Raw genomic sequence first — 26,658 nt, 5'->3', positions numbered from 1 at the left:
TGTTCTGGCTACCGGGTCCTGATACGGACCGAGCGGAATTATATTGTAATCAGCGGCTCCCCAATGAATCTCATCAACTGTCGGCAGTCTGGCTCTCCTCGTAGACCTCTCGACGGAGGTGTTTCGTAATCGCCTGTTGCACCTCGTCGTTGTCCATAAACTTCGCAAAGAGTTCCTGATTCTGGTCCATCCTGTCGATGAACATGTCGGTTAGCGTGTCGTCAAATTCAAGCGCGAAATTCTCGGGGCTATTCACCTGCGCGGACCGTCGCAGATGGTCATCCTCCAGCGCGTCTTCTTTCAGTTGATCAAGGAACAGCTGGTCAGCCTCGGTAAAGTCGGTCCCAAGTGCCTCGTTGATTTTCTCGACGATGGACGACAGTTCGACTTCTTCGTCGTCTTTGCCACCGGTACCAGTCTCCGTTGGCACCGAGACCTCTCCCCCTCCAGAACCAAGTTCGATTTTCCCCTCACCAGACTTCTCTAGCCGATAGTACTGGAGTGCCAGTTCATCGTTGAACTCGACCCGTGACTCACCAGACTTGCGGGGCAGTTCCTTGTAGAGGAACCGTCCGAACGTGTACAGCTTCTCGAGCCGAGTATCTTCGTAGGTCACGACCTGCGACTGGAACTTGTAGAGACGGAGGAATGAGCGAAGCTTCGACCGGAATTCGTCCTGCGTCTCCTCATCCGCGACGATGAAGTTGTCGTGGGCGGGCTGGACGAGACTACTCAATTTCGCATGGGCTTGCTCAGTCGCTCGGTTATCGGGACTGAAGAAGGCTTCCGCGAACTTGTCTACCTGCTCGCGGCTGTACATCTGCATCGCGTCGAGTTCCGACTCCAGCTGGTAGATGTGCTGGGGGTCGGTCGTCTCCTCGACAGTCGTTGTTTCGTAGTAGGGCTTGAAAGCGTCGTAGATGTCCTCTTGATCGTTCTCGAAGTCGAGGACGAACGTGTCCTCTTTCCCCGGATGAGTCCTGTTGAGACGGGAAAGGGTCTGAACCGCTTGCACCCCAGAGAGCTTCTTGTCCACGTACATCGTGTGGAGGAGTGGCTGGTCGAAGCCAGTCTGGTACTTGTCCGCTACGACCAGCACTTGGTAGTCCGACGAGCTGAATTTGTTGGGCAGTTCTGACTGCTTGATACCGTCGTTCATTCCCTGTTCTGTGTACTCGATGCCATCGTCGTCAACCGTCCCAGAGAAGGCCACTAGCGCACCGATATCGTACCCGTTCTCCTCGATGTATTTGTCTATCGCCTTCTTGTACCGCACGGCGTGGAGCCGCGAGGACGTGACGACCATCGCTTTCGCCTTTCCCCCTATCTTGTGCTGAGTGTGATTGCGGAAGTGTTCGACGATGATTTCCACCTTCTGCGAAATGTTGTGGGGGTGAAGCTTGAGGAACTTCGAGACCGCCTTGACAGCCTTCTTTTGCGGCACCTGTGGGTCTTCCTCGATGACCTTGGCGATGTTATAGAACGTGTCGTAGGTGGTGTAGTGCTGGAGAGGATCGAGGATGAATCCCTCCTCGATTGCCTGTCGCATCGAGTAGACGTGGAACGGTTCAGGTTTGTCTCCACCCTCGGGGACATCTCCGAACGCCTCCAGCGTCTTCCCCTTGGGCGTCGCGGTGAAAGCGAAGAAGCTGAGGTTGTCCTGTTTCCCCCGCGCTGAGGCGCTCTTGGCGAGGAGGTCCTCCCAGTCGTCATCCTCCTCGATGTTTTCTCCCGCGAGTATCTGCTTCATCTCCTTCGCCATCTCCCCAGTCTGGCTACTGTGCGCCTCATCGACAACCACGGCGTAGTCTCGGTCTGGTAGTCCTTGCGTGTGCTCGATGACGTAGGGGAACGTCTGGAGAGTGGTGATGACGACTGGCTTCCCAGCTTCGAGTGCCTCCGCGAGTTCCTTCGACTTCGACTGTCCCTCTCCCTTGATTGCGTGGACGACGCCAGTCTTGTGATCGAGTTCGTAGATGGTGTTCCGGAGCTGCTCGTCAAGGACTGTTCGGTCAGTGACGACGACAACCCCGTCGAACACAGCTTCGTCTGCATCGTTGTGGAGAGAGACCAGTCGGTGGACCAGCCACGCGATAGACTTGCTCTTACCGCTCCCAGTAGAGTGCTGGACAAGGTAGTCCTCTCCAGCCCCGTCTTCACGCGTGCTGGCCACCAGCTGACGAACGCACTCCAGTTGGTGGTAGCGGGGAAAGATCATCGTCTCCTCTTCTTCCACCTTTACGCCGTCCTTGCGGATCTCCTCCTCGTCGATGTGTATGAAACGCTGGAGAATTTCCATCCACGAGTCCTTCGCCCAAACCTCCTCCCAGAGGTACGCTGTCCGGTGACCGTTCTCGTTCGGTGGGTTTCCCGCACCCCCGTCGTGACCCTTGTTGAACGGGAGGAAGTACGTGTCTTCGCCGTCTATCTCGGTGGTGTACTCAACCTCGTTCGGGTCTACCGCAAAGTGGACCAAGCACCCGCGCTTGAATTTGAGTACCGGTTCACCGGGGTCTCGGTCCTGTTTATACTGCTGTTTGGCGTTTTCAACAGTCTGACCAGTAGCGGGGTTCTTCAGCTCTGCTGTCGCCACAGGAATGCCGTTGACGCTCAAAGCGAGGTCGATGCTGGGCGACTCTTTCGTCGCCGAGTAGTAGAACTGCCGGGTGACCCCAAGCCGATTGGCTTCGTACTGCTTCTGAATCTCTGGGTTCTTTCCGGTGTTAGGCTGGAAGAAGGCGAGTTTGATTACAGTTCCCGTGGTTTTGAGACCGTGGCGTAGGAGTTCTAGCGCTCCTTGTCTTTCAAGGGCACTCGTAAGTTCCTGAAGGAACCGCTGACGGGCATTCCCCTTGTAGGCAGTCTCCAATTGATGCCAGCGATCAGGTTGAGTGTCTTTGACGAACGAGACAAGCACGTCGGGGAACAGTCCCCGCTCGGCATCAAACTCGTCGGAGTCGAGCTGCTCGTACTGACCATCAAGCAGGTGCTGTTCTATGTGGGTCTCAAACGCCTGCTCGTCGTACTTACTGCTCATGCGAAGGACTCTTGTTCCTCACCTTGCTCTTCTGTGACATCAATCTGCCCCGCGACTGCTGCAGTAATCAGGGTCTCTCTTTTCTCCTTCAGAAGTTCAATTGATTTTTCAATATTGCCCGATAATTCGTCAATAAGATTCACTTTCCTACTAATTGACTCTACAATTCGTTGCTGCTCCTCAAAAGACGGAAACCAAAATCGTTCGTTCAACATTGCGCTCCTATTTAGGGTCCGATTCCGTCCCGCTGCACCCGGTGAGTTCCAATCAAGGATCCCTTGCCCATATCCATGGGTGAAGAAATATTTCAAATACTCTAAACATACATCTTGCTTTGGGACGTACATCGGAAATCGATGCGATGCAATCATACCTACTTCGTCCTCTGAAGTTACGGCGACTGCCCCCTCCCAAGCGAACACAATATTAAAGATAAGTGCATTATTCTCGACCCAGAACACACGCTTGTCCCCGATATCTTCACCTTCAACTGGTTCTTTGTGGAATATCCCCTTCCCATATGAGCGTATCCCAATTTCTTGGTACTCCTCTGACTCATCTACATCAACCGGGTTTTTGACCTCCTCAATCAAACTTCCAATTCGTGTTTCTTCCCAATGAGATGGTACTTTCCCCACCCACTCTTGTTCAACGCTCTTCAGCGTATTTTGGGAGTCAACCCCTCGTGTTGTGTACTCAGTAGTGATTGACTCTTTCTTGTCTTCGAGCAAGTCAAGAAGCTCTGATTTTTTATCAATCAAGGTATCTATCTTGGTTATCCGCTCATCCAGATAGTCGGCAATTGCCCTTTGAGTTTCTTGCTCATAGAGAGGTATTGAAAAGTTCTCTACAAATTCACTTGGTACTCGCTGTTGACCCGCTGCCCCTCTCATTGATGCCACGCCGTCATCCATGAACGGCTTAGATCGCAATACGTACCAGAGGTATCGTGGCTCGAGATCAGAGCTGGGACGCAGGACATAGAGTTCCGTTGTGCCGAATCCGATTCCGTTTGTAAGATTCCTGCAAATAGCTCCTTTTTGATTCTCAAAGCAAGGAGTTATTTTTGCAATTACAACATCTCCTTCTGCAAAATAGGTATAGCCATCATACACTTCCTTAATCGGACGTGTCGTTGATCCGTTGATTGAATTTCTCCTCCCAAAATCCTCCATCGGTATGAATGACACCTCAGTTTCATCAGGTAGTGACGAAACTTCAGATTTTGAAGGGTTTATCTCCGTTACATAGTTCAGACGAACCTCGGTCACGTCACGCGCCCCTGTCTCTCCGAACTTCCTGCTTGGGGTCACTTGGCCACCTCATCAAGTAAATTCCGTATCTCTTGATTCACCTTTTGGAGTTCTCTGTCTATCTCCTGAAGATCTCTGGGTGAGTCATATTGATAAAAATGCCTGTCAAAGTTTATTTCATATCCTACAACTCCCAGTTGACCATCCTCATCATCATAGTATTTTTTTGAGTCATTGATCCAAGCATTATTTGCATAAGGTTTCACTTCATTTGCAAAGTACTCTTCTGGATCTTGCTCTAGTGGAACTCTTTCTCTAGTTCGTCGATCGATATCATGTTCTGGATTCCCATTCTTATCTCTAACAACATCTGCGTCCGGATTTCGTTCACCAAGAGACCTCTCAACGGCGTTATATACACTTTTCCGAACGTCAAGACCCGCCATATTAAACCGAAATTCTACTTCGTCGATAAACTCGTCCCGGTTCATCCATACCTTGTCTGAGTCAATTTCCGAAAGTGCTGATTTCACTCTCTCTTGTATATCTTCATCACGATTGGTGAAGGCACGCTCATCATCCAAGCTGTTGATACGCTCTTTAGTTGCGCGGAAGCTCATCCGTAATGGTCTATCGATCACAATCCGCCGATAGCCGAACGATTCATTAGAGAATATTTTTGATCGTTCTTCCGTCTGGTGAGTCCCGACTGTTGAGACGATTTTAGAGATCTGCTTGTCAGAGATTCTATGTCGTTTTTTGCCCAACCCTTCGTCCATCTTCTCGTACATATCACGGGCGTCAACAAGCTGAACCTCTCCTCGTCTATTCTTAGGCTTATTATTGTTAATAATCCAAAGGTATGTGTGGATCTCCGTATTATAGAAGAGCTGGTCAGGTAAGCCGATAATCGATTCTAACCAATCATTCTCAATTATCCATCTCCGAATGCCAGATTCACCGCTATTAGGACCTCCTGTGAATAGCGGGGAGCCATTGAGCACGATAGCAATTCGTGACCCGCCCTCCTCTGGACTTTTCATTTTGTCGATCATATGTTGGAGGAATAGTAATGCACCATCGTCGATTCGCGGGGTCCCTGCGCCAAAGCGACCGGCGTACCCCATCTCGTCGTGTTCACGCTCTATCTCGTCCTTGACCTTCTTCCACGAAACCCCGAAGGGTGGATTAGAGAGCATGTAGTCGAAGGTCCGGCTCGGAAATCCATCGTCGGTGAACGAGTTTCCATACGCGATGTTGTCCGGGTCCTGCCCCTTAATCAGCATATCCGAGTTACAGACTGCGTATGTCTCGGGGTTGAGTTCCTGCCCGAATGCGTGGAGTTTCGCGCCCTCGTTGAGGCTGCGGACGTGGTCTTCTGCGACACTGAGCATCCCCCCAGTCCCACAGGCTGGGTCGTACACCGTCCGAACGACCCCATCTTCGGTCAACACTTCGTCGTCTTTGTCGAAGATGAGGTTCACCATCAGCTCGATGACCTCACGCGGGGTGAAGTGTTCCCCGGCAGTCTCGTTGCTGAGTTCGTTGAACTTCCGAACGAGTTCCTCGTAGATGTAGCCCATCTCCTCGTTCGGCACTTCGTCGGGGTGGAGGTCGATTTCGGCAAAGTTCCGAACGACTTTGTAGAGTAGGTCCGCCTCGTCGAGGCGCTGGATCTGGTGGCCGAAGTCGAACTTCTCGAAAATCTCCTTGGTGTCCTCGTCGTAGGAGTTGATGTAGTACTGGAGGTTGCTGGCAATCTGGTCCGGGTCGTTACAGAGCGATTCGAACGTGTACTCGCTCGTGTTGTAGACCTCTTGCCCGGAGACACGCTTGAGCGAGGGGGCGACGTTCTCTACACCCTGCTCTTGGAGCATCTCGTATCGCTCCAGCACTTCTTCTTTGCTCGGCTCGGTCACGCAGTCGAGACGGCGCAGAACCGTCAGCGGGAGGATGACCTTCTGATACTCGGACTGCTTGTAATCCCCACGGAGAAGATCCGCAATAGACCAAATGAAATCAGCCTTCTCGTTGAAGTTATCGACCATCTACAGCACACGTGGAAAGAGAGGCTCATAAGTGGTGTGGAGAGTTCGGTTTAGCCGAAAACTGAGCTGATGATACTCGACGCATCTACGGATAGTCCGTTGTGCAGAAGCCTGCTCTGAGCCACCCCGTCTCGGCTACAGATTCCCGTTCGCGGCGGCGTAGCTTGGGGGGAATCGATGTTGTAGGATTGCTCGGATCCGAAATCACGAGAGATGTAGCAATACCCAAACGAATCGCTCGGATATGCTTTCGAAGTAACCTTTCTAAATCAGACATATATTCGTTGACGGGAGTTCTAGCGGAGACGTGAAGACGACAATATTCGAAATATAATACGCAAAACAACTTAATGTGCCCAGAATTGTTCTCAAAAACCCGTCTGAGAACCATATTCTATTAGTTCTCACCCCAGATAGCCGAAACAATTATATTACCACATCTCCGACTTGTTTGTACGATGTCTACCAAGAACGACGATGGGCTTGACGGACGAACAAAAATTGACTCGTTTGAGACGGCGTATCAAGTGCGAGATCACCCTGTTGAATTCGAAATTGATGTTGTTCTCGTCTCCAAGCCCAGTAATGCGCCCGCTGTCGAATTGGAAGGTCGCTTATCCATTGACGGGACGGTCGAGCCAGAGGCCACGGTCAGGAGTGAAGGAGAGTGGATGGCACGCCCCGAGCTTCCGGCTGGGCATCCAATTGTACAAGAAAATGAGGAGGAGTACAGTACATACGAAATCCAAATGGGAGCGGGAGAGTCCGTCACTGAATACGAGATGCCCCCCTGTTTCCTGCCCGTCCCCGACGATTTCTACCAGTCGGTATTTGAGGCATCTCGCGAAGCGGTCATGATGAAGCGCCAACGTTTGCTTCGCCGCGCAGAGGCATTGGGTTGCGAGATCGAGGTACTCACGACTTGGGTGGACAAGGAGGAGACTATTCTTTATGCCGAAGCTGTGGTGAAATCACGCCTCCGTGACTACCGCCTCCATTGCAGACGTGGCCCGATGGCAGAACCGAACTGGCGGTTTTATGCTCCAGACCAGATACCAGACGAGCATTCCGCCGCCCTTCACCACTTCGTACGTAACCACCCACCAATTAGTCAAGAGGACTACGCTAGAGAAGTGGAAGATGCTGCCCGAGGTGACGAGACTGTCCTCCCTGAGCAATCCCCAGAGCCGGTGTGTCAGGCAAAAGGGTGTACAGCGGTAGCATCTCGAGGTCTCCCCGCCCCTAATGGCTATCCTGATGGGGAATGGAAACTGTGCCAGCAGCACTTCGGAGAGACGCGGGGATACGACCCCTATCAACTGCGTGATTTAGATTGGACGCTGAGGAAACTGCGCTATCGGGAGTCCAGTTCTCCAAACTGATCAGGAGATGTACTCTTATGTCTCTGAACGAGCGCGAGAAATCTTGCTTGCGTCCCTCCAAATGGTAAGGAGTGCCCGCGTTGTGGCCAATCTACGCTGACCCGCACCGGCTGGTTCGTATTTCGTTGTCGGCAGTGTCGATTCTATCGAGTTACTTTGACTCGTGTTGTAAGGTTCTTCGTTGCTTCTGAGAGGTCTTTCTCTACTTCTGCTGGATTCGTTTCCGTGCGCTCAGGGTCGTAAATGAATACTAATAGAGTGTCACAGAGGGGGTCTTTCCGGTACACTTCCTTATCCTCTGAAATTTCCGTGAGAAGCCGTCGTACTGGACGGGTCTCCGAGGCTCGTTTAACCTCAATACCAATATCGTGTTCCTCAAGTAAGAAATCAATGCGCGGTGATTTCGTCGCTACTCTCGAAAGGTATGTCTCGTCTCTAACATCATCAAAGTAGAGTCTGAGCAACCCATGCAGGAGATACTGAACATCGTATTCATCATCCATAGTGAGGGGATCTCGACCTCGGTCTCGCTCCCTCAATTGGTCACATATCTCTCCAAACCTATCGAAAATCAGTTCGACATGACTGACCGCACCAACTTCCATGTCGTCGGGCTGTTCAATGTCTAAGCCAGTGATATCACCAGAGTAGCGGTTAATAAGAAATTCATAGAAGACATTATTGATTGTTCTTAGAATTTCCACATCCTGAGGGACTGATTCAAGTCTCTTAGCGGAAGGTACTTTCACACCCTCATAGTCTCCGTCCTCTTTTTTTCCACTCAGACTAAGAGAGACCTCACCTACATTTACTAGCAACTCATCAAACTGAAAATCTCGTTCTCGTGGCTTTCCATTCCGACCCGACAGGTTATTTAGTTCTACATACTCTCCTTCAATTCCTTGGACAGATTCCATTATAGTGGCTCTGGACACCGATTCAAGGAACTCGTCAATTAGGTTTTGAATCGAATGAAGCTGCTCCTCAGTCAAACCTGTAATCTCGATCTCTTCTTCAGACTTTGTTGAAAATGAACCGTACTCGTCTTCTACGTGTTCGAGAGAAATTGTAAGGCTGATGCCGTTATCGAATTCAAAAAGACTAACATTAATTTCGGTCCCCTTGTCGTTCTCACTCCCCCCTTCTTCAAATGAGAAAAGCTGCTTATGCATCAGATTGTGGTTGTGGTCGAGAGACATAATTGTGGTGTAGGGCGGTGTTTCCGAGAGTAGGCTATTCTACGAACCGACCTTCTCAAACACCCCTGTTTTCCCGACTTCTCCTCCCTGAAGGGTAGGGTTTGAGCGCTCAGAGCAAGATGAATTTCGTCTTCGCATAAATCTTAAGCAATAAGCGAACCTACCTAGAGCTAGGGATAATTGAATGCAACTAGAACCCTACGACGAGAAAGCTGGCTATCGCTGCTGGCTTTCCCAAGACGAACAAGAACAGATTGAGAACTACTACTCGGAAAACTTAGAGCGACAGCTTGCCGTGGAGCTTCTCCTCGACGGTCTCCGTGCTGATGAAGTAATCCAAGTTAGAAAAGAAGACTTCCGCAGAATGGAGACTGAACAGGAAGGGTGGATGCTGACAATCCGAGAAGGGAAGACGGGACATAGAGAATGTCCAGTATCCGCTTCGACCAAGACAACAGCCTACGCTCTCACTTCTGCGCAGAGCCTTCATCAAGACGAGCCGATTCTGAGTTACACTACGAAGACCATCCAGAACTGGGTAGACGAAGCTGCCGCTCACTTCGCTGCTGAGAAAGAAGAGTGGGACTACGTGACTGCGCACGACTTGCGAAGAACGTGGGCTACATTCACTTACTACCAGCTTGCTGGAGACCGTGCGAAGCAGACTGTGATGAGTTGGGGAGGATGGGATAGTGAGCAGGTATTCACCAGCCACTATATCGGGAGAGTACCCGACGAGATTGCAATATCAATGATGACTGAGGCTGGTTTAGTATGAAGGAGAGCGAGGCCATGGTCGGCATCCGCTGCGACTCCTGCCCGTTCTCTGGAGTAATTTTTCAGGAGTTAGAAGAAGACGACTGCCCCGAATGCGACGGGAGCCTGCAAGAGACGAGCGTGCTTGCGTCCGAGTGACGCTACTCGTCGTCAGACATTTCCATATCGTCCCATTCAGCAATTTCCGCACTGGCTTCCTCAAGCAGCTTCTCCCCTTTGTGAGAGTTCTCCAGAGCTTTGCGGAGGTTGAGTCCAGACTGTTTCATATCCTTGTGCATCGAGACGAGATTCTGGTGCGTGTAGTCGTTGTCAGTTGCTTTGCCTGCTTCCGCAAGTCGGGTTTCTGCCTTTGCCATGAAGACCCAAGCTTCTGCCATTTTCTCCAGTGCGTCAATTTCATCACTCATATGGTAAGGTGAGGAGGCGAGGTTACTAGTATCTACGGCTACAATATCTAACAGAATCACGGGACTACGGACGGTTAATCGATTGGCAACCCACCAGATGACGGACACCACGTGTGATTCAGGGCTTATTCGACCCTGAACCCGGCTCCGTATGTGCAATCCGCCATCGTATGCGCGGGAGCGAGCACGGTGGGATTCGAACCCACGGCCATCGGATTAGAAGTCCGACGCTCTGTCCTAGCTGAGCTACGTGCCCTCAGACGTTCGTACCGGCGCCTCCCACAAGAACCGTCCGGGTCAGCCGTGGAACCGGTACAGCGACGTGACGAACGGCAGCCGGTTGAACATCCAGAACGCCACCGGCAGGCCGATGACGGTGAGCGCGAAGAACGCCGCCACGTTCGCCCAGAGGAACGAGAGCCACCAGCCGACGAGCACGAAGTAGACGGCTCGGACGAACAGCGAGCGCTGGCCACGGCCCTCGTCGGGTGCCGCGAGCGACCGGGGCTCGGCCAGCGTGAGCGCCGTCGGGACGAGGTTGATGAGCTTGATGCCGAGCGGGATGAGGACGACGGTGACGTTGAGCGCCCACGCGATGTTGACGACGAGGGGCGTGAGCCACCAGCCGACGAGGACGAACCAGAGCGCACGGACGAGGAACGGACGCTGTGCCATGTCCGACCGGAGGCCACGAGTGGCCAAAGCGGTGTTGGCCCGCGACAGGTGTATGGCTATGTCCTCGGCGCGCGTAGAGGGAGGCATGAGTATCGACAGTACCGGCTCCACCCCGAAACTCCCCGAACCGCTCCGGACCGTCAGCGAGTCCGCCGGGATGCGTCCAGACAACGAGATGCACGGGTTCGGCCTGCTGATGGCCGGCCTCATGCTGGTGTTGCTGATCCCGCTGCTCCCCATCTTCGCGGTCATCTGGCTGGTGAGCAAGGGCGTCGCCGTCGTCCGCCGCACCGTGAGCGACGAGAGCGATGAACCCCGCAGAGGACGCCGCCCGGCCGCCTGAGACGCTCGTGACCGCCTACCGCAGTCGCGAGTCGACCAGCTGGAACGGGTAGCCGTTCCCCTTCTCCTCGGCGTGTTCGTAGACGACGTGAGCGGCGGCCACGTCCTGGATGGCGAGGCCGGTCGAGTCGAACACCGTGACACCGTCCGCGGCCTCGCGCCCCGGCCGCTCGCCGACGACGATCTGCCCGAGTTCGCCGTAGATGTCCTCGTCGTCGAGCACGCCGGCGGCCCACGGGACGTTGATCTCGCCGGAGTGAGTGGTCTGGGTGTAGTCGTCGATGACGAGTTTCGCGGCGAGCAGGAGTTCGTCGGCGAGTTCGTGTTTCCCCTCGGCGTCCGCCCCCATCGCGTTGACGTGGGTGTGCTCGCCCACCATCTCGCGAGAGACGATGGGCTCTTCCACCGGCGTCACCGTCGAGAGCACGTCACACGAGGCGGCCTCGTCGATAGAGCCGGCGCGGACGTCGAACTCGTCCTCGAAGCGGTCGATGAACTTCGCGACGGCCCGTTCGCTCACGTCGGAGACGACGACCTCCTCGATGGGCCGGACCTGCGATATGCCCTCCAGTTGCGTGTAGGACTGGACGCCCGCGCCGACGATACCGAGCGAGGTGGCGTCCTCCACGGCGAGGTGCTTCGTGGCGACTGCAGCCGCGGCCCCCGTCCGGAGTCGCGTGAGCGTCGTCCCGTCCATGATGGCCAGCGGGACGGCGTTGCGCGGGTCGGAGTAGACCATCGTCCCGAGCACGGTCGGGAGGTCGTAGTCCTCGGGGTTGTCCGGGTGGACGTTCACCCACTTGATGCCGGCGGCGTCCCAGTCCTCGGCCTCGAGGTAGGCGGGCATCGACCGGAAGTCGCCGTTGTACTGCGGCAGGTCGATGTAGGACTTCGCGGGCATCTGGGCGTCCCCCCGCTCGTAGGCGGCGAACGCGTCCTCGACGGCCCGGATCACCTCCCCCATCTTCGCGTTGTCGGTGACGTCCTGCGGGTTCAACAGCAGGGTTTCGTGCTCGGCCATGTGAGGCAAATCTTGCACGAGGTGGATTAAGCGTACCCGTTCGGCGGCGGCAGCGAGCGGGTGGGAAAGCCGTCGTCGCGGCGACACGAGGGTCGACACGCGGCAGCGCAAACGTTTCACGCGCGGGTCCCGCACGTGAGACAGTGACGGGGCGTGTCCTGCTGATCGCGGCGCTGCTGGTGCTCGCCGGGTGCAGCGGTGCGCCCACGCCGGGGGCCGACGACCGCGTCCCCGAGACGGCGACGGCCACGCCCGCGCCCGTCCCCGACCTCACGCCCACGGCCACCCGGACGATACCACCCGTGGGGGGGCCGACCGTGACCGCCGGGGGGGAGCTCGCGCCCGGCGTCACCGCCGAGGGGGTCGTCGACGCCATCGGACTGGGGTCGGCCCACCGCCTCGCGCTCACCGACCGGAACCTCACCGTCGAGCGTGTCGTCCGGGTGAAGTACCCGAACGGGACCGTCGTCCGACTGGACGAGCGGGTGGCGGTCGCTGCCGAGCGCGACCGCCTGTACTGGACCTCGCGGGTCGGGAACCGGAGCGTCGAGCGGTGGAGCGAGACGGTCGTGCTGGCCCGTGAGGTCAGCGGAGGGACCGTGACCTACGCCGGGGAACGCCGCCGCGGCGGCCCACACGCACTGGAAGACGCCTACCGCCGGTCGTTCCTGAGCCTCCTCGTCGCGGCCGACGAGGCTCGCGTGACCCGCGTCGGGGAGGACGGTCCCACCGGGGCAGACTACCGCCTGACCGCGACCACGGACAGCCTCCGGGAGGCGGGGTCACCGTTCGGGCTCGACCCCGAGCCGGGGACCGTCTCGCTGTACGTCCGGGCCGACGGCCTCGTCGTGGGCTGGGACCTCGCGTACACGGCCCGCGAGTTCCGCGGGACGCCGGTGGCGGTCCGGACCACGGTCCGACACGTCGCCGTGGGGACCACCCCCGTCGAGCGGCCGCCGTGGTACGGGGAGGCGCTGGCGGCGACGGGCCTCGGCGGGACGGTCGCGACGACGGAGACGACTCGCTCCGAGTGAGCGGCGCCGTCGCCCACCGCCTCGATAGCCCCGAGCCGAGGGGTCTTGTGTCGTGCACCCGAACCTCGTGGTATGCGTGGGGTCGCGGTCGTCCTGTGTCTCCTCCTGGCCGGATGCAGTGGGTTCGCTGCCACCGACCCCGGCGCGGAGACACCCACCGTGACCGCGGTGCCGCTGGAGGGGGCGGCCACCCCCACCGGTGGCGGCACGCTCGCACCGGGGGTGACCGAGGAGGGCGTCACGAGTCCGCTCCTGCTCGCCAGGGCCCACGCCGTCGCCGTCGAGACGCGCGAACACTCGTTCGTCCACCAGTGGCGCGTCGCGTACGCCAACGGCACCGTCCGCGGGGAGGTGCGCCAGCGCGCTGCGGTCGTCCCCGACGGGGCGTTCACGGCGAACCTCTCGGTCCGCGGACGGACAGGCATCGTCGGCAACCGGCCGACCGTCGCGGAGTTCTGGTCGAACGGCACGGAGATGGTCGAACGTGCCCGGACGACCCAGCTCGACGGCAACACCACGGTCCGCTACATCTACCTCCCGTCCGAGCAGTACGCGGGGGGCAGCGGGTTCTACAACTCCCTCCGCAGACCGAAGCCGTGGCTCGACCTGTACGTCGTGTTCGCCAGCGTCGACGCGAAGATCGCCGCGCGACAGGCCGGCGACCGGCCGGGCCAGACCGTCTACCTGTTCGAGGCGACCGACGTGACCGAACCGGACGCGCTCGCGGCCGCCACGGGGTTCGCGGACCCACGGAACCTCACGCTCGTCGGCGCCGTCACGGACGAGGGGGCGGTACGTGGGTACCGGCTCACCTTCGACGCGACGCTCGACGGCGAACCGGTCGAGGTGACCCGTGACGTGCGCTACGACTTCCGGGACGTCACCGTCGAGCGACCCGAGTGGTACGAGACTGCCATCAACGAGTCCATCGGCGGGTCGCGTGGCTCGGTGCCGTCGCCCTGAAGAGAGAAGACAGTCGGTCGGTGTGCGGTGCGGAAGCAGCACGGTGGCGGTGCGGTCGCGGTGGGGCTAGCCCACCGCATCGCGGCGGGTGGGGGCGGAGTCGACCGAGAGGCGCTCCGCGCCTCTCGTGATGCTGAAAACCGCCGGAGGCGGTTTTCAAGCACCCCCGCCCGCCGCGCCTTTTTCCCCAAGTTTTTGCCTGAACGAGCGGCCGAAGGCCGCGAGTGAAGTGCAAAAAGTGGGTTTACATCATGCCGCCCATCCCACCGCCCATACCGCCCATGCCGCCCATGCCACCCATGCCGCCGGGGGCGCCGCCCTCCTCTTCTTCGCCCTCGGTGCTCAGGTCACCGGCGGCGATGATGTCGTCGATCTTGAGGACCAGGTTCGCGGCCTCGGTGGCCGAAGAGAGCGCCTGCTCCTTGGCGTGGGCGGGCTCGACGACGCCGGCGTCGAACGTGTTCACCACGTCGCCGGTGTAGACGTCGAGACCGGCCTGCACGTCGCCCTCGGCGTGAGCCGCACGGAGGTCGACGAGCGTGTCGATGGCGTCCAGCCCGGAGTTCTCCGCGAGGATGCGCGGGACGAGTTCGAGCGCGTCGGCGAACGCCTCGACGGCCATCTGCTCGCGGCCGGAGACGGAGTCGGCGTAGTCGCGCACGCGGCGGGCGAGTTCGACCTCGACGGCGCCGCCGCCCGCCAGCACGCGGCCGTCCGCGACGGTCTGGGAGACGACGTCCAGTGCGTCGCCGACACCGCGCTCGAGTTCGTCGACGACGTGGTTCGTAGAGCCACGCAGCAGGAGCGTGACGCCGTGGGGTTCGTCGCCGGTGCCCTCGACGTAGAACATCTCGTCCTCGGGGTCACGCGAGACGTTCGCGCCACCGAGGTCGGCCGCTTCGGCCTCGTCGAGGTCCGAGACGACGTTCGCGCCCGTGACCTCCTTCAGGAACTTGATGTCGGACTTCTTCACACGGCGGACCGCGAGGATGCCCTCCTTCGCGAGGAAGTGCTGGGCGAGGTCGTCGATGCCCTTCTGACAGAAGACGACGTCCGCGCCGGTGTCCTTGATCTGCTGGACCTTCTCGCGCAGGCGCTCCTCCTCGCTGTCGAGGAACGACTGGAGCTGGTCCGGGCTGTCGAGCTGGAGTTCGGCGTCGACGTCCGTCTCCTCGACCTCGATGGGTTCGGTGAGCAGGAGGACGTTCGCGTCCTCGGCCTCGCTCGGCATGTCGGGGTGGGTCGGGTCCTTGTCGATGACCGCCCCCTCGAGCAGTTCGCTCTCGCCGACCGAGCGGCCGGTCTGGGTCTCGATCTTCAGGTAGTCGAGGTCGACGACGTTCGTGCCGTCGTCCGCCTCGACCGTCACGGCCTGCACGGCGTCGACGATGAGTTGCGCGAGCAGTTCCTTGTTGAGCTCCGCGCCCTTGCCGGTCATCGAGGTGCCGGCGACCTTCTTCAGGATCTCCTCGTCGTCGGTGTCCACGTCGACGGCGATGTCGTCGATCTCCTCGCGAGCCTTCTGCGAGGCCATGTGGAACCCCTTGATGATGGCCGTCGGGTGGATGTCCTGCTCGAGGAGGTCCTCGGCGTTCTTCAGGAGTTCACCCGCGATGGCGACCGCGGTGGTGGTGCCGTCGCCGGCCTCGTCCTCCTGTGTCTCCGCGACCTCGACGATCATCTCCGCGGTCGGGTTGTCGATGTCCATCTCCTGCAGGATGGTGACGCCGTCGTTCGTGACGGTGACGTCGCCCATCGAGGAGACGAGCATCTTGTCCATCCCCTTCGGCCCGAGCGTGGTCCGTACGGACTCGGCCACGGCGCGAGCGGCCGAGATGTTGTGGCTCTGGGCGTCCTTGTCCTTCATCCGCTGGGAGTCCTCGCCCAGGATGATCATGGGCTGGCCCTGCATTCGTCGCTGAGACATGTTCGGGAGAGAGTTTGCCCGCGGTTCTATATAAATGTCTGGGATTCGCGGACGCGAGCGAGGTGTCAGACGCCGCGGGTGAAGCGGCAGGATTCACCACCGAGCGACCCGTTCGCGGCGTTTGTGACCCATTGACACACCCAGTCTGGAGCCTCCCCGAGCGGGTCACTCCGAGCAGGGTATAAGTACCTCAGTAGCGGTAGACGGCGTCCGCGATGCCGGCGGTCTGCCCGACACCGACGAGGCCGAGCGCCACCAGCGTCACCGTCGGCGAGGAGAGGAACCACCCGGCGCCGTAGAGGATAGCCCCCAGCAGCGAGAGCCCCCCGCCGACGGTGGCGATGCGGGCCGACGCCTCGCTCGGGAGCATCGGCGCCGTCCGGGCGAGCGCGAGCGCCGGCACCACCATCCACCCCACGAGCGCGATGGCGAGGAGGGGCGCGCCGCCCGGCCGTATCAGCAACCCGGCGACACCCGCGAGCGTCACGGGCACGCCGACGACGATGACCGTCCGCCACACCCGCAGGACGCCCTCGGTCATCTCCGCCCACGAGAGGACGAGGAACGCGACGAGCAGGGCGGTCATCACGACGTGCGCGATGAGGACGGTCCGTGTGGTGAGCGTCCCGACATGCGCGAGGACGGCGAACGTCCACGCGGCCGGGACGAGGACGACCGGACCGGTCTCCCGAAGGCGTCTGAGCATGCGGGGGCGTTCTCGCGGAGGTGAGTTCAATCCGGGTGGTTCGGCCGGTCCCGCCACCACCCGCCACGCTGCGTTATCGGGGGGACGCGTACTCACTCCGACCTCGACCTGTGTTTAAGCGAATCAGTGTCGTCCGTGTAGCATGAGCCACAGTTCTCGGGACTCACCAGCCGCGAGCGCGTCCGACGAGGAGTTCGACGTCGAAGACGTGTACGAGGAACTGGAGGAACTCGAGGGTATCGTCGACTCTGCAGCAGAGCTAGAACAGGTGCGTGAGACGATGCGCGTCCTCCGCCTCGCACGTCGGCCGCCTCTCCTCGGGCGACTCAGTGATTCGTTCGACTCCCGTGACGTCGGGGAAGCCGTCGTCGGAAGCTTCCTCTTCGGGATGCCGATGATCGTCGAGGACGGAACGCTCGAGATCGGCCGGTTCATCGCGGGAAACCCACTCTTCTTCGCCCTCACGGTCGCGTTCGGGTTCGTCCTGGTCTACGAGATCCTGCACGCGGTCGAGTTCGAGAAGGTCGAAGCGGACCTCCTCTGGGGAGTGGTCCCCGTCCGACTGGTGGGCATCCCGACGATAGCAGGCGTGATGGCACTCGTGTTGATGACGATCTGGGGACGAGTCGAGTGGGCCACACCGTTGACGGCCGCTGGGCAGGTCACCGTGACCGCCATCGTGATGGCCGTCGGTGCCTCTCTCGGGGACGTCCTGCCGGGGACGTGAGCACTCCAGTGGTGAGCGCGACGTCGTTGGGGCGGGAGAGGATTCGAACCACGCCGACGGCGAAGCCGTCGTCGGGTCACGGCTACCGCCGTGACCACGGTCAGAGCGAGCTCCTCCCTGGTTCGAACCCTCACGGCGGACGCTCCGCTGCTCACGTCGTTCGCCGCAGGAGCGCCGGGAGAGGGATTCGAACCCCCGATCCCAGAGGGAACACGCTTTCCAGGCGTGCGCCTTACCACTCGGCCATCCCGGCTCGTCCCGAACTAACCTACTACGCCGCTTAAGACTGTTCCTTTGGGCCGGGCAGGCGCCCGTCGAGGACGTACGTCGTCGCGGCCGCCGTGACCCCCACGAGCAGGGCCACGCCCACCGCGACCGGGAGCGTCGCCCCCTCGCCGGTCACCAGTCGAAACCCCTGGATGCCGACGAGGAACGTCAGCGCCCCGACGACGCCCCAGAGCAGACTGGCCTTCGTTCGCGGCTCCACCTCACTCCACGCTCGCGACCGCCTCGATCTCGACGCCGACCCCCTTCGGGAGCGCACCGGCCTGCACCGCCGAGCGGGCGGGTGGCTCCCGCTCGAAGTAGCCCGCGTACGTCTCGTTCATCGCGTCGAAGTCGTCGATGTCCGCGAGGAACACGGTCACCTTCAGCACGTCCTCCATCCCGGCACCGGCCTGCGAGAGCACCGCCATCAGGTTGTCCAGCGCCTGCTCGGTCTGGGCCTCGATGGGCGCGTCGTCCAGCAGTTCACCGTCCGGCGTGAGTGGAATCTGCCCGGCGGTGAACACGAGCGACCCGTCGCTCGTCGCCTGACTGTACGCACCGACCGCCTCGGGTGCCGCGTTCGTGCTGATAATCTCCTTCATGCCCGCCGAATCGGTCGCCGTGGGGATAAATCCGGTCCGTCGTGGCGGGCAGTCGCTGACCGGCCGTTCAAAACCGGCCGGGCCACCCCGGCAACGGGCCTATCCCCCACGACCCGCACCCACGGACAACTGTGACCGACGACCGGACAGGGCTGCTCGACCGACTGGCCGCGACAGTGACCGGCGCGGGGCGGCGACCGGTCCTCGTCGCCGTCCTGCTGGCGACGCTCGTCCTCGGGGCGGGCGCCCCCGCCGTCGAACTCTCCACCTCGCTCGAGGAGTTCCGCGGTGGCACGGCCGAGGCCGACGCCACCGACTACGTCGAGGCGAACCTCTCCGGCGGCGAGTCGAACGTCACCCAGAGTCTGGTCGTGGTCCGGACCACGCTCCCGGAGACCGCCCCGCGCCGCGACCGGAACGTCCTCACGCGTGAGGCGTACCTCGAGTACGTGGCGGCCCAGCGGGCGCTGGAAGCCAACGAGACGGTGGCCCGGACCCTCCACCCCGAACAGCGCCCGCTCTCCATCGCCACCGTCGTCGCCGTCGTCGCCATCGAGCGCGAGCGGGAGACCGACGTGGACGACGTCCGCGTGGAGCCACGTCCCTCGCTCGACGCGCAGGCGGCCGCCCTCCGGGAGCTGAGCGACCTCGAACGTCAGCGCTACACCTCCTACGCCGTCGGCACGGTCCTCTCGGACGTGAGCCACACGTGGCCCGACGGCGGCGGCTTCGCGTTCGTCCCGACCACCTACGAGGCGAACCAGAAGACGGCGACGGCGACGGCGTTCGTCGTCTCGCACCACGAGGAGACCGACCCGGAGAACCTCACCGCCGCACAGACCGCCGCCGGCGCGGTGGTGAACGCCCACCTCGGCCCGGACCGCGAGGCCATCGTCGTCGGCGACGGGATGGTGAACGACGAGCTCCGGCGCTCGTCGGTCGACTCGCTCCGCATCGTCGGGCCCGTCGCCCTGCTGCTGGTCGTCCTCCTGCTCGGGGTCGCCTACCGTGACGCCGTCGACGCCGCGCTCACCCTTGTCGGCGTCGGGACGAGCCTGCTCTGGACGTTCGGCTACATGGGCTGGGCCGGCGTCACGTTCAACCAGCTGTTCGTCGCCGTCCCCGTCCTCCTGATGGGGCTCTCCATCGACTACGCCATCCACGTGTTCATGCGGCAGCGAGAGGAACGGGCGGCCCGACCACCGGGAGGGCCGCCGTCCGAGCGAGCGGGGAGGAGCGCAGCGACGACCCGCGAGCCGGGAGCTGGGAAGCCGAGCGACGGCGTCGCCCCGTCGATGCGCGTCGCCGTCGGGAGCGTCGGCGCGGCGCTCGCGCTCGTCACGCTCACCACCGCGACCGGGTTCCTCTCGAACCTCGCGAGCGGCGTCGGCCCCATCCGGGCGTTCGGCGTCGTGAGCGCGGTAGGTATCCTCGCCACGTTCGTCGTCTTCGGCGCGTTCCTCCCCGCGCTGAAGGTGGAGGTCGACACGTTCCTCGAGGCACGTGGCCACGACCGCACCGGGCGCGCGTTCGGCACCGAGGGCCGGTTGCGGACCCTGCTCGCGGTCCCTGTCGCGTTCGCCCGGTCGACCCCGTGGGCCGTCGTCGTGCTGACCCTCCTCGTCACCGCGGGCGGCGTCTACGGCGCCACGCAGGTCGGGGACCGGTTCGAGCAGGACGACCTGCTCGTCGACGACGGCGACGTGCCGGGGTGGACCGACGACCTGCCCACGCCGATGCAGCCCTCGAACTACACCGCGCAGGCGAACCTCGACTACGTCGAGGCCAACGAGTTCGTCTACGACGGCACCTACACCGAGCTACTCGTCCGCGGGGAGGTGACCGCACCCGACACGCTCCGGCGCGTGAAGCGTGCCAGCGACGTCGTCAACGACACCGGGGTGGCGCTGGTCCTCCCCGACGGCCGGCCCGCGACCCGCTCGCCGCTGACGATGATGCACGCCGTCGCCGACCGGAACGAGTCGTTCGCGGCCACCCTCGAGGCCAGCGACGAGGACGGCGACGGCGTCCCGGACCGTGACCTCGAGACGCTCTACGACGCGTTCTACGCGGCCGAACCCGAGGCCGCGCGGACCGTCCTCGACCGGCGGGGTGGCGAGTACGTCGCCCTGCGTGTGAAGGCGCCCGTGAACGGCACCGAGAGCGAGCCGACCATCACGAGCGAGGTCCGCAACGCCACAACCCCGGTGCAGGGCGACGGCCTGCGAGCCATCGCGACCGGTCAGCCCGTCCAGAACCAGGCCGTCGCCACGCAGTTGCTCGACACGGTGACGCAGGCGCTCGCCATCACGCTCGCGGTGGTGCTGGGCCTCCTCGTCGCGGTCTACCGACGAGCCGGCCACCACGCCTCGCTCGGGGTGGTGACCATCCTCCCCGTGACGTTCGCCGTCTCGTGGATCCTCGGGACGATGGCCCTCCTCGGCGTCCCGTTCAACGTGATGACGGCCCTCATCACCTCGTTCACCGTCGGGTTCGGGGTAGACTACTCCATCCACGTCACCGAGCGCTACGTGCAGGAACTCGAGGGGGGCGCGTCGACGGCCGAGGCCGTCGAGACCGCGGCGCTCGGGACGGGTGGGGCGTTGCTCGGCTCCGCGGTGACGGACGTGGTGGGTGTCGGCGTGCTCGCGTTCGCCATCCTCGAACCCCTCCAGCAGTTCGGCGTCGTCACGGCCATCACCATCGCCTACTCGTTCCTCGCGAGCGTGGTCGTGTTGCCGTCGCTGCTCGTGCTGTGGACCCGGCGGTACGGGCCGAGTGGGGTCGCGGTCGGTCCGAGTCGGGCGCGCGAGCGCGAGCCGATGTCCGTGGACGACTAGGAGACGACGAGGAGTTCGGGTCGGGCGAGCGGGGAACCGGACTCGTTCCAGCCGAGTGGAGAGACTAGCGCGGGACGAAGTGAAACGCACAGCTCGGCAACAGCCACACGCCTCCTCGGCCGATTCGCTTCGCTCATCCACCGGCAGCGCTTGCGCTGCCGAGCCCTCACTCGACCTCCGGCCTCGTGAGGACCCCGCGCGGAGTCGTTCGCGGGCCGGCCTCCAGCCGGCACCGCTCACCGCACGCGCCGGAGCGTCTGCTCGACTGAGCAGACCACAGCGGTCTGCGCGGCCGCCGCGAGCGAAAGCGAGCGGGGGCGCAGACAGGGGGTGGGCCGGGGCCGCCGTGTCGCGCCTGTCGGCGCGACCGGTCGCTCTGCTGGGCGGTCGCTGTGCGGTTCACTGTGGACCGCGACTCGCTAGTCCGCTCGTTGTCACAGACATCGCAGCACGAACCACACCCCACGAACCACCCGTTGCGGTATCGCCACCATTCAAGCCGGCAGGGAGAGACAGCCCACGTAATGCTCATCGCGTTCGACTTCGACGGCACGCTCTCGGACTCGGAGATGATGGTCCTCCTCGGCCAGCGCCACGGCGTCGCCGACGAGATCGCCGAGATAACCGAGCGGGCGATGAACGACGAGATATCGTACGCCGAGAGCCTGCACGAGCGGGCGGACCTGCTGTTCCGACTGGACGACGACGAGGCGCAGGCCGCCTTCGAGTCCGTCTCGCTCCGTCCCGGTGCGGCCGACGTCGTCCGGGCGCTCCGCGAGGCCGGCCACCACGTCGCCATCCTCACCGGCGGGTTCGACCGGGGCGTGGAGGCCGCACTCGCCGCCGAGGACGTCGAGGTCGACACCATCGTCGCCAACCACCTCGTCTCGCGCAACGGCCACCTCACCGGCCGCGCCGAGGGACCGCTCATCGAGGGGACGAAGGACCACGCGCTGGAGGACCTCGCCGAGGAACTGGGCGTCGAGATGGCCGACACCGTCGCCGTCGGGGACGGGGCGAACGACCTGCCGATGCTCGAGGTCGCGGGGCTCGCGGTCGGCTACGAGCCGAAACCGGCCGTCCGGCCCCACTGCGACGTGGTCGTCTCATCGATGCCGGAGCTACAGGACCTGCTCGCGGACGAGGGCGTCCTGTAGACCGGGGCGCGACACGGGCGGCGAGCGTCGTCCGCCCGTCTGACGCGGGTTTTTGCCGGCCGACGACCCACTCACGGACAGATGAGTCTGCTGTCACGGCTCGGTCTGAAGGTGTTCGGCGGCCCCCTCCGCTGGGTGTCCCGCCACCCGCTCCGGACCAGTGGCGCCGTCGCGGCGCTACTGGCCGCGTGGGTCGTCGTCGCGTCACTCGGCGTGGGACCGGGGTCGGAGGTCACCCCGGACCGGGTGCTCCAGTTCTCGCTCGCTCGCCCGGCCTACCCTGCCGCGTTCGTGGTGGGCCTGACGACGCTGTTCTGGCCGTTCTCCTGAGGCGACGCGGCTCTCAGTTCGCCTGCGCGATGGCCTGGTCCAGGTCCGCGAGTATGTCTTCGACGTTCTCGGTCCCCACGGAGAGACGGACCATGTCGGCGGTGACGCCCGCCGCCTCCTGCTCTGCCTCGGTGAGCTGCTGGTGGGTCGTCGAGGCCGGGTGGATGACGAGCGTCTTGGCGTCGCCGACGTTCGCCAGCAGACTGGCCACCTCCGTCGACTCGACGGTGGTCTTCGCGGCGTCGTAGCCACCGGCGAGGCCGAAGGCGATCATACCGCCGTAGCCGCCGTCGAGGTACTTCGAGGCCATGTCGTGCGTCTCGTGGCTCTCGAGGCCGGGGTAGGTGACCCACGCCACGTCCGGGTGGTCCTCGAGGAACTCCGCGACGGCCATCGCGTTCTCGCAGTGGCGCTCCATCCGCATCGGGAGCGACTCGACGCCCTGCATCGTCTGCCACGCGTCGAAGGGGGACTGCTGGTTCCCGAGGTCACGCAGGCCACGCGCGAGCGCCGCGTAGGTGAACGCCGCGTCGCCGAACCGGTCGGAGAAGTTGACGCCGTGGTAGGCCGGGTTCTCGGCGCCGATCTCGGGGAACTTCTCGGCGTGCTCGGCCCACGGGAACGACCCGCCGTCGACGAGGATGCCACCGACGGTGGTGCCGTGGCCGTGGATCCACTTCGTCGTCGAACTCCACGTCAGGTCCGCGCCGTGCTCGATGGGCGAGCAGAGCGCGGGCGTGGCGAACGTGTTGTCGACGAACAGCGGGACACCGTTGTCGTGCGCGATGTCGGCGAGGCGTTCGAGGTCCGGCGTGACGAGCGCCGGGTTGCCGATGGTCTCGCAGTGGACGTAGGCCGTGTCCTCGTCGATGGCCTCCTCGTAGGCGTCGTAGTCGAGCGTGTCGACGAACCTCGCCTCGACGCCACGGCGCGGGGCGGTGTGGGTGAAGTAGGTGTAGGTGCCGCCGTAGAGCGAGGAGGCGGTGACGACGTTGTCGCCCGCCTCGGCGAGCATGAACGTCGCGAGGTTGAGCGCGGCCATCCCGCTGGCCGTGGCGAGCGCTCCGACCCCGCCCTCGAGCGTGGCGAGGCGCTTCTCGAGCGTCGCGTTCGTCGGGTTCATCAGCCGCGAGTAGATGTTGCCGGCCTCCTCGAGCGCGAACAGCCGCGCGGCGTGGTCGGCGTCCTCGAACACGTACGAGGTGGTCTGGTAGATGGGCGGTGCGCGGGCGCCCGTCGCCGGATCGGGTTGTTCCTGCCCGGCGTGGAGCGCGTTGGTCTCGAACCGTCGCTGGCCGTCGTCAGCGTTGTCGTCTGCCATACCGGCCCCTCACGGTGCGCACGTTTCAATCTACCATACCGCGGTAAGCCCTGTGGGGTGTCGGTGACGCCGTCAGTCCGAGAACAGGCTCGTGTGGACGGGCGCGAACTCGCTCTCGTCCTCGTCCTCCTCGCGGGTGTCGGTGACCGCGCGGCCGTCGACGCCGTCGTCGAGGAAGTCCGCGAGCGGCGGGCCGAGGCGGTCCGGTTCGACGAGGAACGCGTCGTGGCCGTGGCCCGACTCGACGACGTGGTGCGCGGTGTCCGCACCCGCGCGCCGGAACGACCCCGCGAGTTCCTCGTTCTGCTCGACGGTGAAGTGCCAGTCGCCGGTGAACGAGACGACGAGCGACTCGCCCGAGAAGGCGGCGAGCGCGTCCGCGCCGGACTCGTAGCCCGACGCGAGGTCGTAGTTGTCCATCGCGCGCGTGAGGTAGAGGTACGCGTTGGCGTCGAACCGCTCGCCGAACTTCTCGCCCTGGTAGTCGAGGTACGACTCCACGTCGCGGTAGGGGAAGAAGCCGGCCGCGGGGTCGGACGGGAACGCGTCGCGCACCGCGTCCATCCCGGCCGAGCGGCGGCCGAACTTGTCCTCCATCGACGACTTCGAGAGGTACATGACGTGGCCGATCTGTCGCGCCAGCGCCAGCCCGTTCGTCGGCTCCGGCCCGCCGTAGTACTCCCCGCCCTGCCAGTTCGGGTCGGTGGTGATGCAGCGCCGGGCGATGGCGTCCAGCGCGAGGCCCTGCGGGTCGAGGCGCTCGGCGGCGGCGATGGCCGCCACCCGGTCGACGTGGTCGGGGTGTCGCTTGGCCCACTCGATGGCGTTCATGCCGCCCACGCTCCCGCCGACGACGGCGTGGAGGTGCGGGACCCCGAGTTCGTCCAGCAACAGCCGCTGGGCCTCGGTCCAGTCACCGACGGTGACCGCGGGGAACTCGACACCCCACGGCTCGCCCGTCTCGGGGTGCTCGCTCGTGGGGCCGGAGGAACCGTAGCAGGAGCCGGGGACGTTCGCGCAGACCACGTAGTACTCGTTCGTGTCGATGGCCTTGCCCGGCCCGACGATGTCGTCCCACCACGCCGCGGCCTGCCCGCTGGTGCCGCCCCGACGGCGTGCGCCGGCGACGTGTGCGCTCCCGGTCAGGGCGTGACAGACGAGGACCGCATTGTCACCGTCGAACTCGCCGTACGTCTCGTAGGCGAGTTCGAGGTCCGGCACCGACTCCCCACACTGGAACTCGAAGTCGCCGAGCGACGCGGTGTCGCGGGTGTGTTCCGGCATCGCTATCGGTCTCCGTGGGCCGCAGTGATAGCCTGTTCGAGGTCCGCCTCGATGTCCTCGGGGTCCTCGATGCCGACGCTGAACCGGAGCAGGTCGGGGCTGACCCCCGCGGCGCGCTGCTCCGCCTCGCTCAACTGGGCGTGCGTCGTGGATGCCGGGTGGATGACCAGCGAGCGCGCGTCCCCGATGTTGGCGAGGAACTTTATCAACTCGACCTCGTCGCAGAGGCGCTTGCCCGCCTCGAAGCCACCCTCCAGCCCGAACGCGACCATGCCGCCGAAGTCGTCGAGATACCGGCTCGCGTGGTCGTGGGTCTCGTGGGACTCGAGGCCGGGGGAGGCCACCCACGCCACCTGCGGGTGGTCGTCGAGATAGCTCGCCACCCGCCGGGCGTTGGCGGAGTGACGCGCCATCCGCAACTGGAGCGTCTCGAGGCCCTGCAGGGTCGCCCACGCGTCGAACGGACTCTGTTGGTCGCCGAGCGACCGCACGGCTCGATTGCGGGCGGCGACGGTGAACGCCCGCTCGCCGAACGCCTCGGCGAAGTTCTTCCCGTGGAACGCCGGGTTCTCGCCGCCCACCTCGGGGTACTTCTCCGGGTGGTCGGCCCACGGGAAGTCGCCCGACTCCAGCAGGATCCCGCCGACGGTCGTGCCCGAGCCCTGGATCCACTTGGTCGTGGACTCCCAGACGACGTCCGCGCCGTGTTCGAAGGGCCGGCAGAGCGCGGGCGTGGCGAACGTGTTGTCGACGACGACGGGGACGCCGCGCTCGTGGGCCACCTCCGCGATGGCCTCCATCGGCGGCGTCACGAGCGAGGGGTTCCCGACCGTCTCGTAGTGGACGTAGGCGGTGTCCTCGTCGATGGACGCGGCGTAGGCGTCGGGGTCCAGCGTGTCGACGAACCGTGCCTCGACCCCCCGGCGCGAGGCGGTGTTGTTGAGGTAGGAGGTGGTGCCGCCGTAGATGGAGGCGGCCGTGACGACGTTGTCGCCCGCCTCCGCGAGCAGGGTGGTGCAGGCGTCGAGCGCGGCCATCCCGCTGGCGGTGGCGACGGCGCCCGCCGCGCCGTGGAGCGCGGCGAGGCGCTCCTCGAGGACGTTCACGGTCGGGTTCGAGATGCGCGAGTAGACGTGGTCGAGCTGGTCGAGGGAGTAGAGGTCCGCGGCCGTGTCGGCGTCCTCGAACTCGTACGAGGAGGTCTGGTGTATCGGTACGCCGGCGGCCCCGGTGGTCGGGTCACGGGACTGTCCCGTGTGGACACAGCGTGTCCCGAACCCGTACCCGTCGGTGTCGTTCCGCTCGTTCATGTGTCCCGTGCATATACTCGAAGTATTCTATAACCACGAGTTACGGCAA

General features: G+C 62.7%; 24 protein-coding genes and 2 tRNA genes. 10 read left to right on the top strand and 16 right to left on the bottom strand.

The annotated features are described in order from the left end of the window. Positions 1-73: 73 nt before the first annotated feature. From N0B31_RS18660 to N0B31_RS18650, 3 genes are read right to left on the bottom strand one after another with little or no spacing between them, the layout of a single operon-like run. Positions 74-3,037 carry a type I restriction endonuclease subunit R gene (locus N0B31_RS18660; RefSeq protein WP_260593119.1) on the bottom strand — a complete coding sequence of 988 codons (2,964 nt, stop codon included), beginning with the start codon at positions 3,035-3,037 and terminating at the stop codon, positions 74-76. Further along, entirely contained in the window at positions 3,034-4,350 is a 1,317-nt protein-coding gene (locus tag N0B31_RS18655; RefSeq protein ID WP_260593118.1) for a restriction endonuclease subunit S, read from the bottom strand. The genes N0B31_RS18660 and N0B31_RS18655 overlap by 4 nt, the downstream gene beginning before the upstream one ends. Then, on the bottom strand, positions 4,347-6,338 hold the full coding sequence (locus N0B31_RS18650) for a type I restriction-modification system subunit M (RefSeq protein ID WP_260593117.1): 1,992 nt from the start codon (positions 6,336-6,338) through the stop codon (positions 4,347-4,349). The genes N0B31_RS18655 and N0B31_RS18650 overlap by 4 nt, the downstream gene beginning before the upstream one ends. A 458-nt stretch (positions 6,339-6,796) precedes the next feature. Between N0B31_RS18650 and N0B31_RS18645 the strand changes: the two genes are divergently transcribed. Continuing rightward, the gene (locus N0B31_RS18645; RefSeq protein WP_260593116.1) at positions 6,797-7,720 is read left to right on the top strand and encodes a hypothetical protein; all 924 of its coding nucleotides are present in this window, start codon (positions 6,797-6,799) and stop codon (positions 7,718-7,720) included. 143 nt (positions 7,721-7,863) lie between these two features. Here the strand turns inward: N0B31_RS18645 and N0B31_RS18640 are convergent, their stop codons facing one another. Beyond that, a complete protein-coding gene (locus N0B31_RS18640) occupies positions 7,864-8,892 on the bottom strand; it encodes a PD-(D/E)XK nuclease domain-containing protein (RefSeq protein WP_260593115.1) in 1,029 nt (342 codons plus the stop codon). Positions 8,893-9,103: 211 nt separating this feature from the next. Here N0B31_RS18640 and N0B31_RS18635 point away from each other — a divergent pair, with 211 nt between their 5' ends. Together N0B31_RS18635 and N0B31_RS18630 are read left to right on the top strand one after the other, a co-directional pair. Continuing rightward, positions 9,104-9,697: a site-specific integrase gene (locus N0B31_RS18635; protein WP_260593114.1), complete on the top strand. Its 594-nt coding sequence runs from the start codon at positions 9,104-9,106 to the stop codon at positions 9,695-9,697. Continuing rightward, entirely contained in the window at positions 9,694-9,834 is a 141-nt protein-coding gene (locus N0B31_RS18630; protein ID WP_260593113.1) for a hypothetical protein, read from the top strand. The genes N0B31_RS18635 and N0B31_RS18630 overlap by 4 nt, the downstream gene beginning before the upstream one ends. A gap of 2 nt (positions 9,835-9,836) precedes the next feature. On the opposite strand, the gene N0B31_RS18625 is transcribed toward N0B31_RS18630, so the two are convergent. The 3 genes from N0B31_RS18625 to N0B31_RS18615 all read right to left on the bottom strand — a co-directional run bounded on the left by N0B31_RS18625 (position 9,837) and on the right by N0B31_RS18615 (position 10,778). After that, complete coding sequence (locus tag N0B31_RS18625; RefSeq protein ID WP_260593112.1) at positions 9,837-10,103, bottom strand: hypothetical protein; 267 nt, start codon at positions 10,101-10,103, stop codon at positions 9,837-9,839. A 181-nt stretch (positions 10,104-10,284) separates the two neighbouring features. Beyond that, a tRNA-Arg gene (locus tag N0B31_RS18620) sits at positions 10,285-10,359 on the bottom strand. Positions 10,360-10,400: 41 nt separating this feature from the next. Next, positions 10,401-10,778 (bottom strand): YccF domain-containing protein, encoded by a 378-nt coding sequence (locus N0B31_RS18615; RefSeq protein ID WP_260593111.1) that lies wholly within the window; start codon positions 10,776-10,778, stop codon positions 10,401-10,403. Between the two features lie 85 nt (positions 10,779-10,863). On the opposite strand from N0B31_RS18615, the gene N0B31_RS18610 reads away from it, so the two are divergent. Further along, positions 10,864-11,121: a DUF7535 family protein gene (locus tag N0B31_RS18610; protein ID WP_260593110.1), complete on the top strand. Its 258-nt coding sequence runs from the start codon at positions 10,864-10,866 to the stop codon at positions 11,119-11,121. 15 nt (positions 11,122-11,136) lie between these two features. Here N0B31_RS18610 and N0B31_RS18605 read toward each other — a convergent pair whose 3' ends face one another. Beyond that, complete coding sequence (locus N0B31_RS18605; RefSeq protein ID WP_260593109.1) at positions 11,137-12,141, bottom strand: ornithine cyclodeaminase family protein; 1,005 nt, start codon at positions 12,139-12,141, stop codon at positions 11,137-11,139. Between the two features lie 143 nt (positions 12,142-12,284). Here N0B31_RS18605 and N0B31_RS18600 point away from each other — a divergent pair, with 143 nt between their 5' ends. Beyond that, complete coding sequence (locus N0B31_RS18600) at positions 12,285-13,175, top strand: hypothetical protein (RefSeq protein WP_260593108.1); 891 nt, start codon at positions 12,285-12,287, stop codon at positions 13,173-13,175. A 72-nt stretch (positions 13,176-13,247) separates the two neighbouring features. Next, positions 13,248-14,138, top strand: coding sequence for a hypothetical protein (locus tag N0B31_RS18595; protein WP_260593107.1), 891 nt, complete (start codon positions 13,248-13,250; stop codon positions 14,136-14,138). Between the two features lie 244 nt (positions 14,139-14,382). On the opposite strand, the gene thsB is transcribed toward N0B31_RS18595, so the two are convergent. Continuing rightward, positions 14,383-16,065: a thermosome subunit beta gene (gene thsB / locus N0B31_RS18590; protein WP_368389201.1), complete on the bottom strand. Its 1,683-nt coding sequence runs from the start codon at positions 16,063-16,065 to the stop codon at positions 14,383-14,385. A gap of 190 nt (positions 16,066-16,255) precedes the next feature. Then, on the bottom strand, positions 16,256-16,771 hold the full coding sequence (locus tag N0B31_RS18585) for a hypothetical protein (protein ID WP_260593106.1): 516 nt from the start codon (positions 16,769-16,771) through the stop codon (positions 16,256-16,258). Between the two features lie 142 nt (positions 16,772-16,913). Here N0B31_RS18585 and N0B31_RS18580 point away from each other — a divergent pair, with 142 nt between their 5' ends. Further along, positions 16,914-17,498 (top strand): DUF2391 family protein, encoded by a 585-nt coding sequence (locus tag N0B31_RS18580; protein WP_260593105.1) that lies wholly within the window; start codon positions 16,914-16,916, stop codon positions 17,496-17,498. A 172-nt stretch (positions 17,499-17,670) separates the two neighbouring features. Here N0B31_RS18580 and N0B31_RS18575 read toward each other — a convergent pair. The 3 genes from N0B31_RS18575 to N0B31_RS18565 form a co-directional block, all read right to left on the bottom strand. Further along, a tRNA-Ser gene (locus N0B31_RS18575) sits at positions 17,671-17,751 on the bottom strand. A gap of 27 nt (positions 17,752-17,778) precedes the next feature. Continuing rightward, entirely contained in the window at positions 17,779-17,985 is a 207-nt protein-coding gene (locus N0B31_RS18570) for a DUF7981 family protein (protein WP_260593104.1), read from the bottom strand. A gap of 1 nt (position 17,986) precedes the next feature. Beyond that, the gene (locus N0B31_RS18565; RefSeq protein ID WP_260593103.1) at positions 17,987-18,367 is read right to left on the bottom strand and encodes a Rid family detoxifying hydrolase; all 381 of its coding nucleotides are present in this window, start codon (positions 18,365-18,367) and stop codon (positions 17,987-17,989) included. Between the two features lie 131 nt (positions 18,368-18,498). On the opposite strand from N0B31_RS18565, the gene N0B31_RS18560 reads away from it, so the two are divergent. The 3 genes from N0B31_RS18560 to N0B31_RS18550 all read left to right on the top strand — a co-directional run bounded on the left by N0B31_RS18560 (position 18,499) and on the right by N0B31_RS18550 (position 22,694). Further along, on the top strand, positions 18,499-21,207 hold the full coding sequence (locus N0B31_RS18560; protein ID WP_260593102.1) for an efflux RND transporter permease subunit: 2,709 nt from the start codon (positions 18,499-18,501) through the stop codon (positions 21,205-21,207). Positions 21,208-21,731: 524 nt separating this feature from the next. Next, positions 21,732-22,364, top strand: coding sequence for a phosphoserine phosphatase SerB (gene serB / locus N0B31_RS18555; RefSeq protein WP_260593101.1), 633 nt, complete (start codon positions 21,732-21,734; stop codon positions 22,362-22,364). An 81-nt stretch (positions 22,365-22,445) separates the two neighbouring features. Further along, a complete protein-coding gene (locus N0B31_RS18550; protein WP_260593100.1) occupies positions 22,446-22,694 on the top strand; it encodes a hypothetical protein in 249 nt (82 codons plus the stop codon). A gap of 13 nt (positions 22,695-22,707) precedes the next feature. On the opposite strand, the gene N0B31_RS18545 is transcribed toward N0B31_RS18550, so the two are convergent. The 3 genes from N0B31_RS18545 to N0B31_RS18535 all read right to left on the bottom strand — a co-directional run bounded on the left by N0B31_RS18545 (position 22,708) and on the right by N0B31_RS18535 (position 26,609). Further along, positions 22,708-24,015, bottom strand: coding sequence for an O-acetylhomoserine aminocarboxypropyltransferase/cysteine synthase family protein (locus tag N0B31_RS18545; protein WP_260593099.1), 1,308 nt, complete (start codon positions 24,013-24,015; stop codon positions 22,708-22,710). Between the two features lie 72 nt (positions 24,016-24,087). Continuing rightward, positions 24,088-25,299 carry a homoserine O-acetyltransferase MetX gene (gene metX, locus N0B31_RS18540; protein WP_260593098.1) on the bottom strand — a complete coding sequence of 404 codons (1,212 nt, stop codon included), beginning with the start codon at positions 25,297-25,299 and terminating at the stop codon, positions 24,088-24,090. Positions 25,300-25,301: 2 nt separating this feature from the next. Then, entirely contained in the window at positions 25,302-26,609 is a 1,308-nt protein-coding gene (locus tag N0B31_RS18535; protein ID WP_260593097.1) for an O-acetylhomoserine aminocarboxypropyltransferase/cysteine synthase family protein, read from the bottom strand. Between the last annotated feature and the right edge of the window lie 49 nt (positions 26,610-26,658).

It is taken from the genome of Salinirubellus salinus (assembly GCF_025231485.1).
In the GTDB taxonomy this organism is placed as follows: domain Archaea; phylum Halobacteriota; class Halobacteria; order Halobacteriales; family Haloarculaceae; genus Salinirubellus; species Salinirubellus salinus.
Note: the sequence above shows the minus strand (reverse complement) of the source record. Positions and strands in the feature narration are given on the sequence as shown.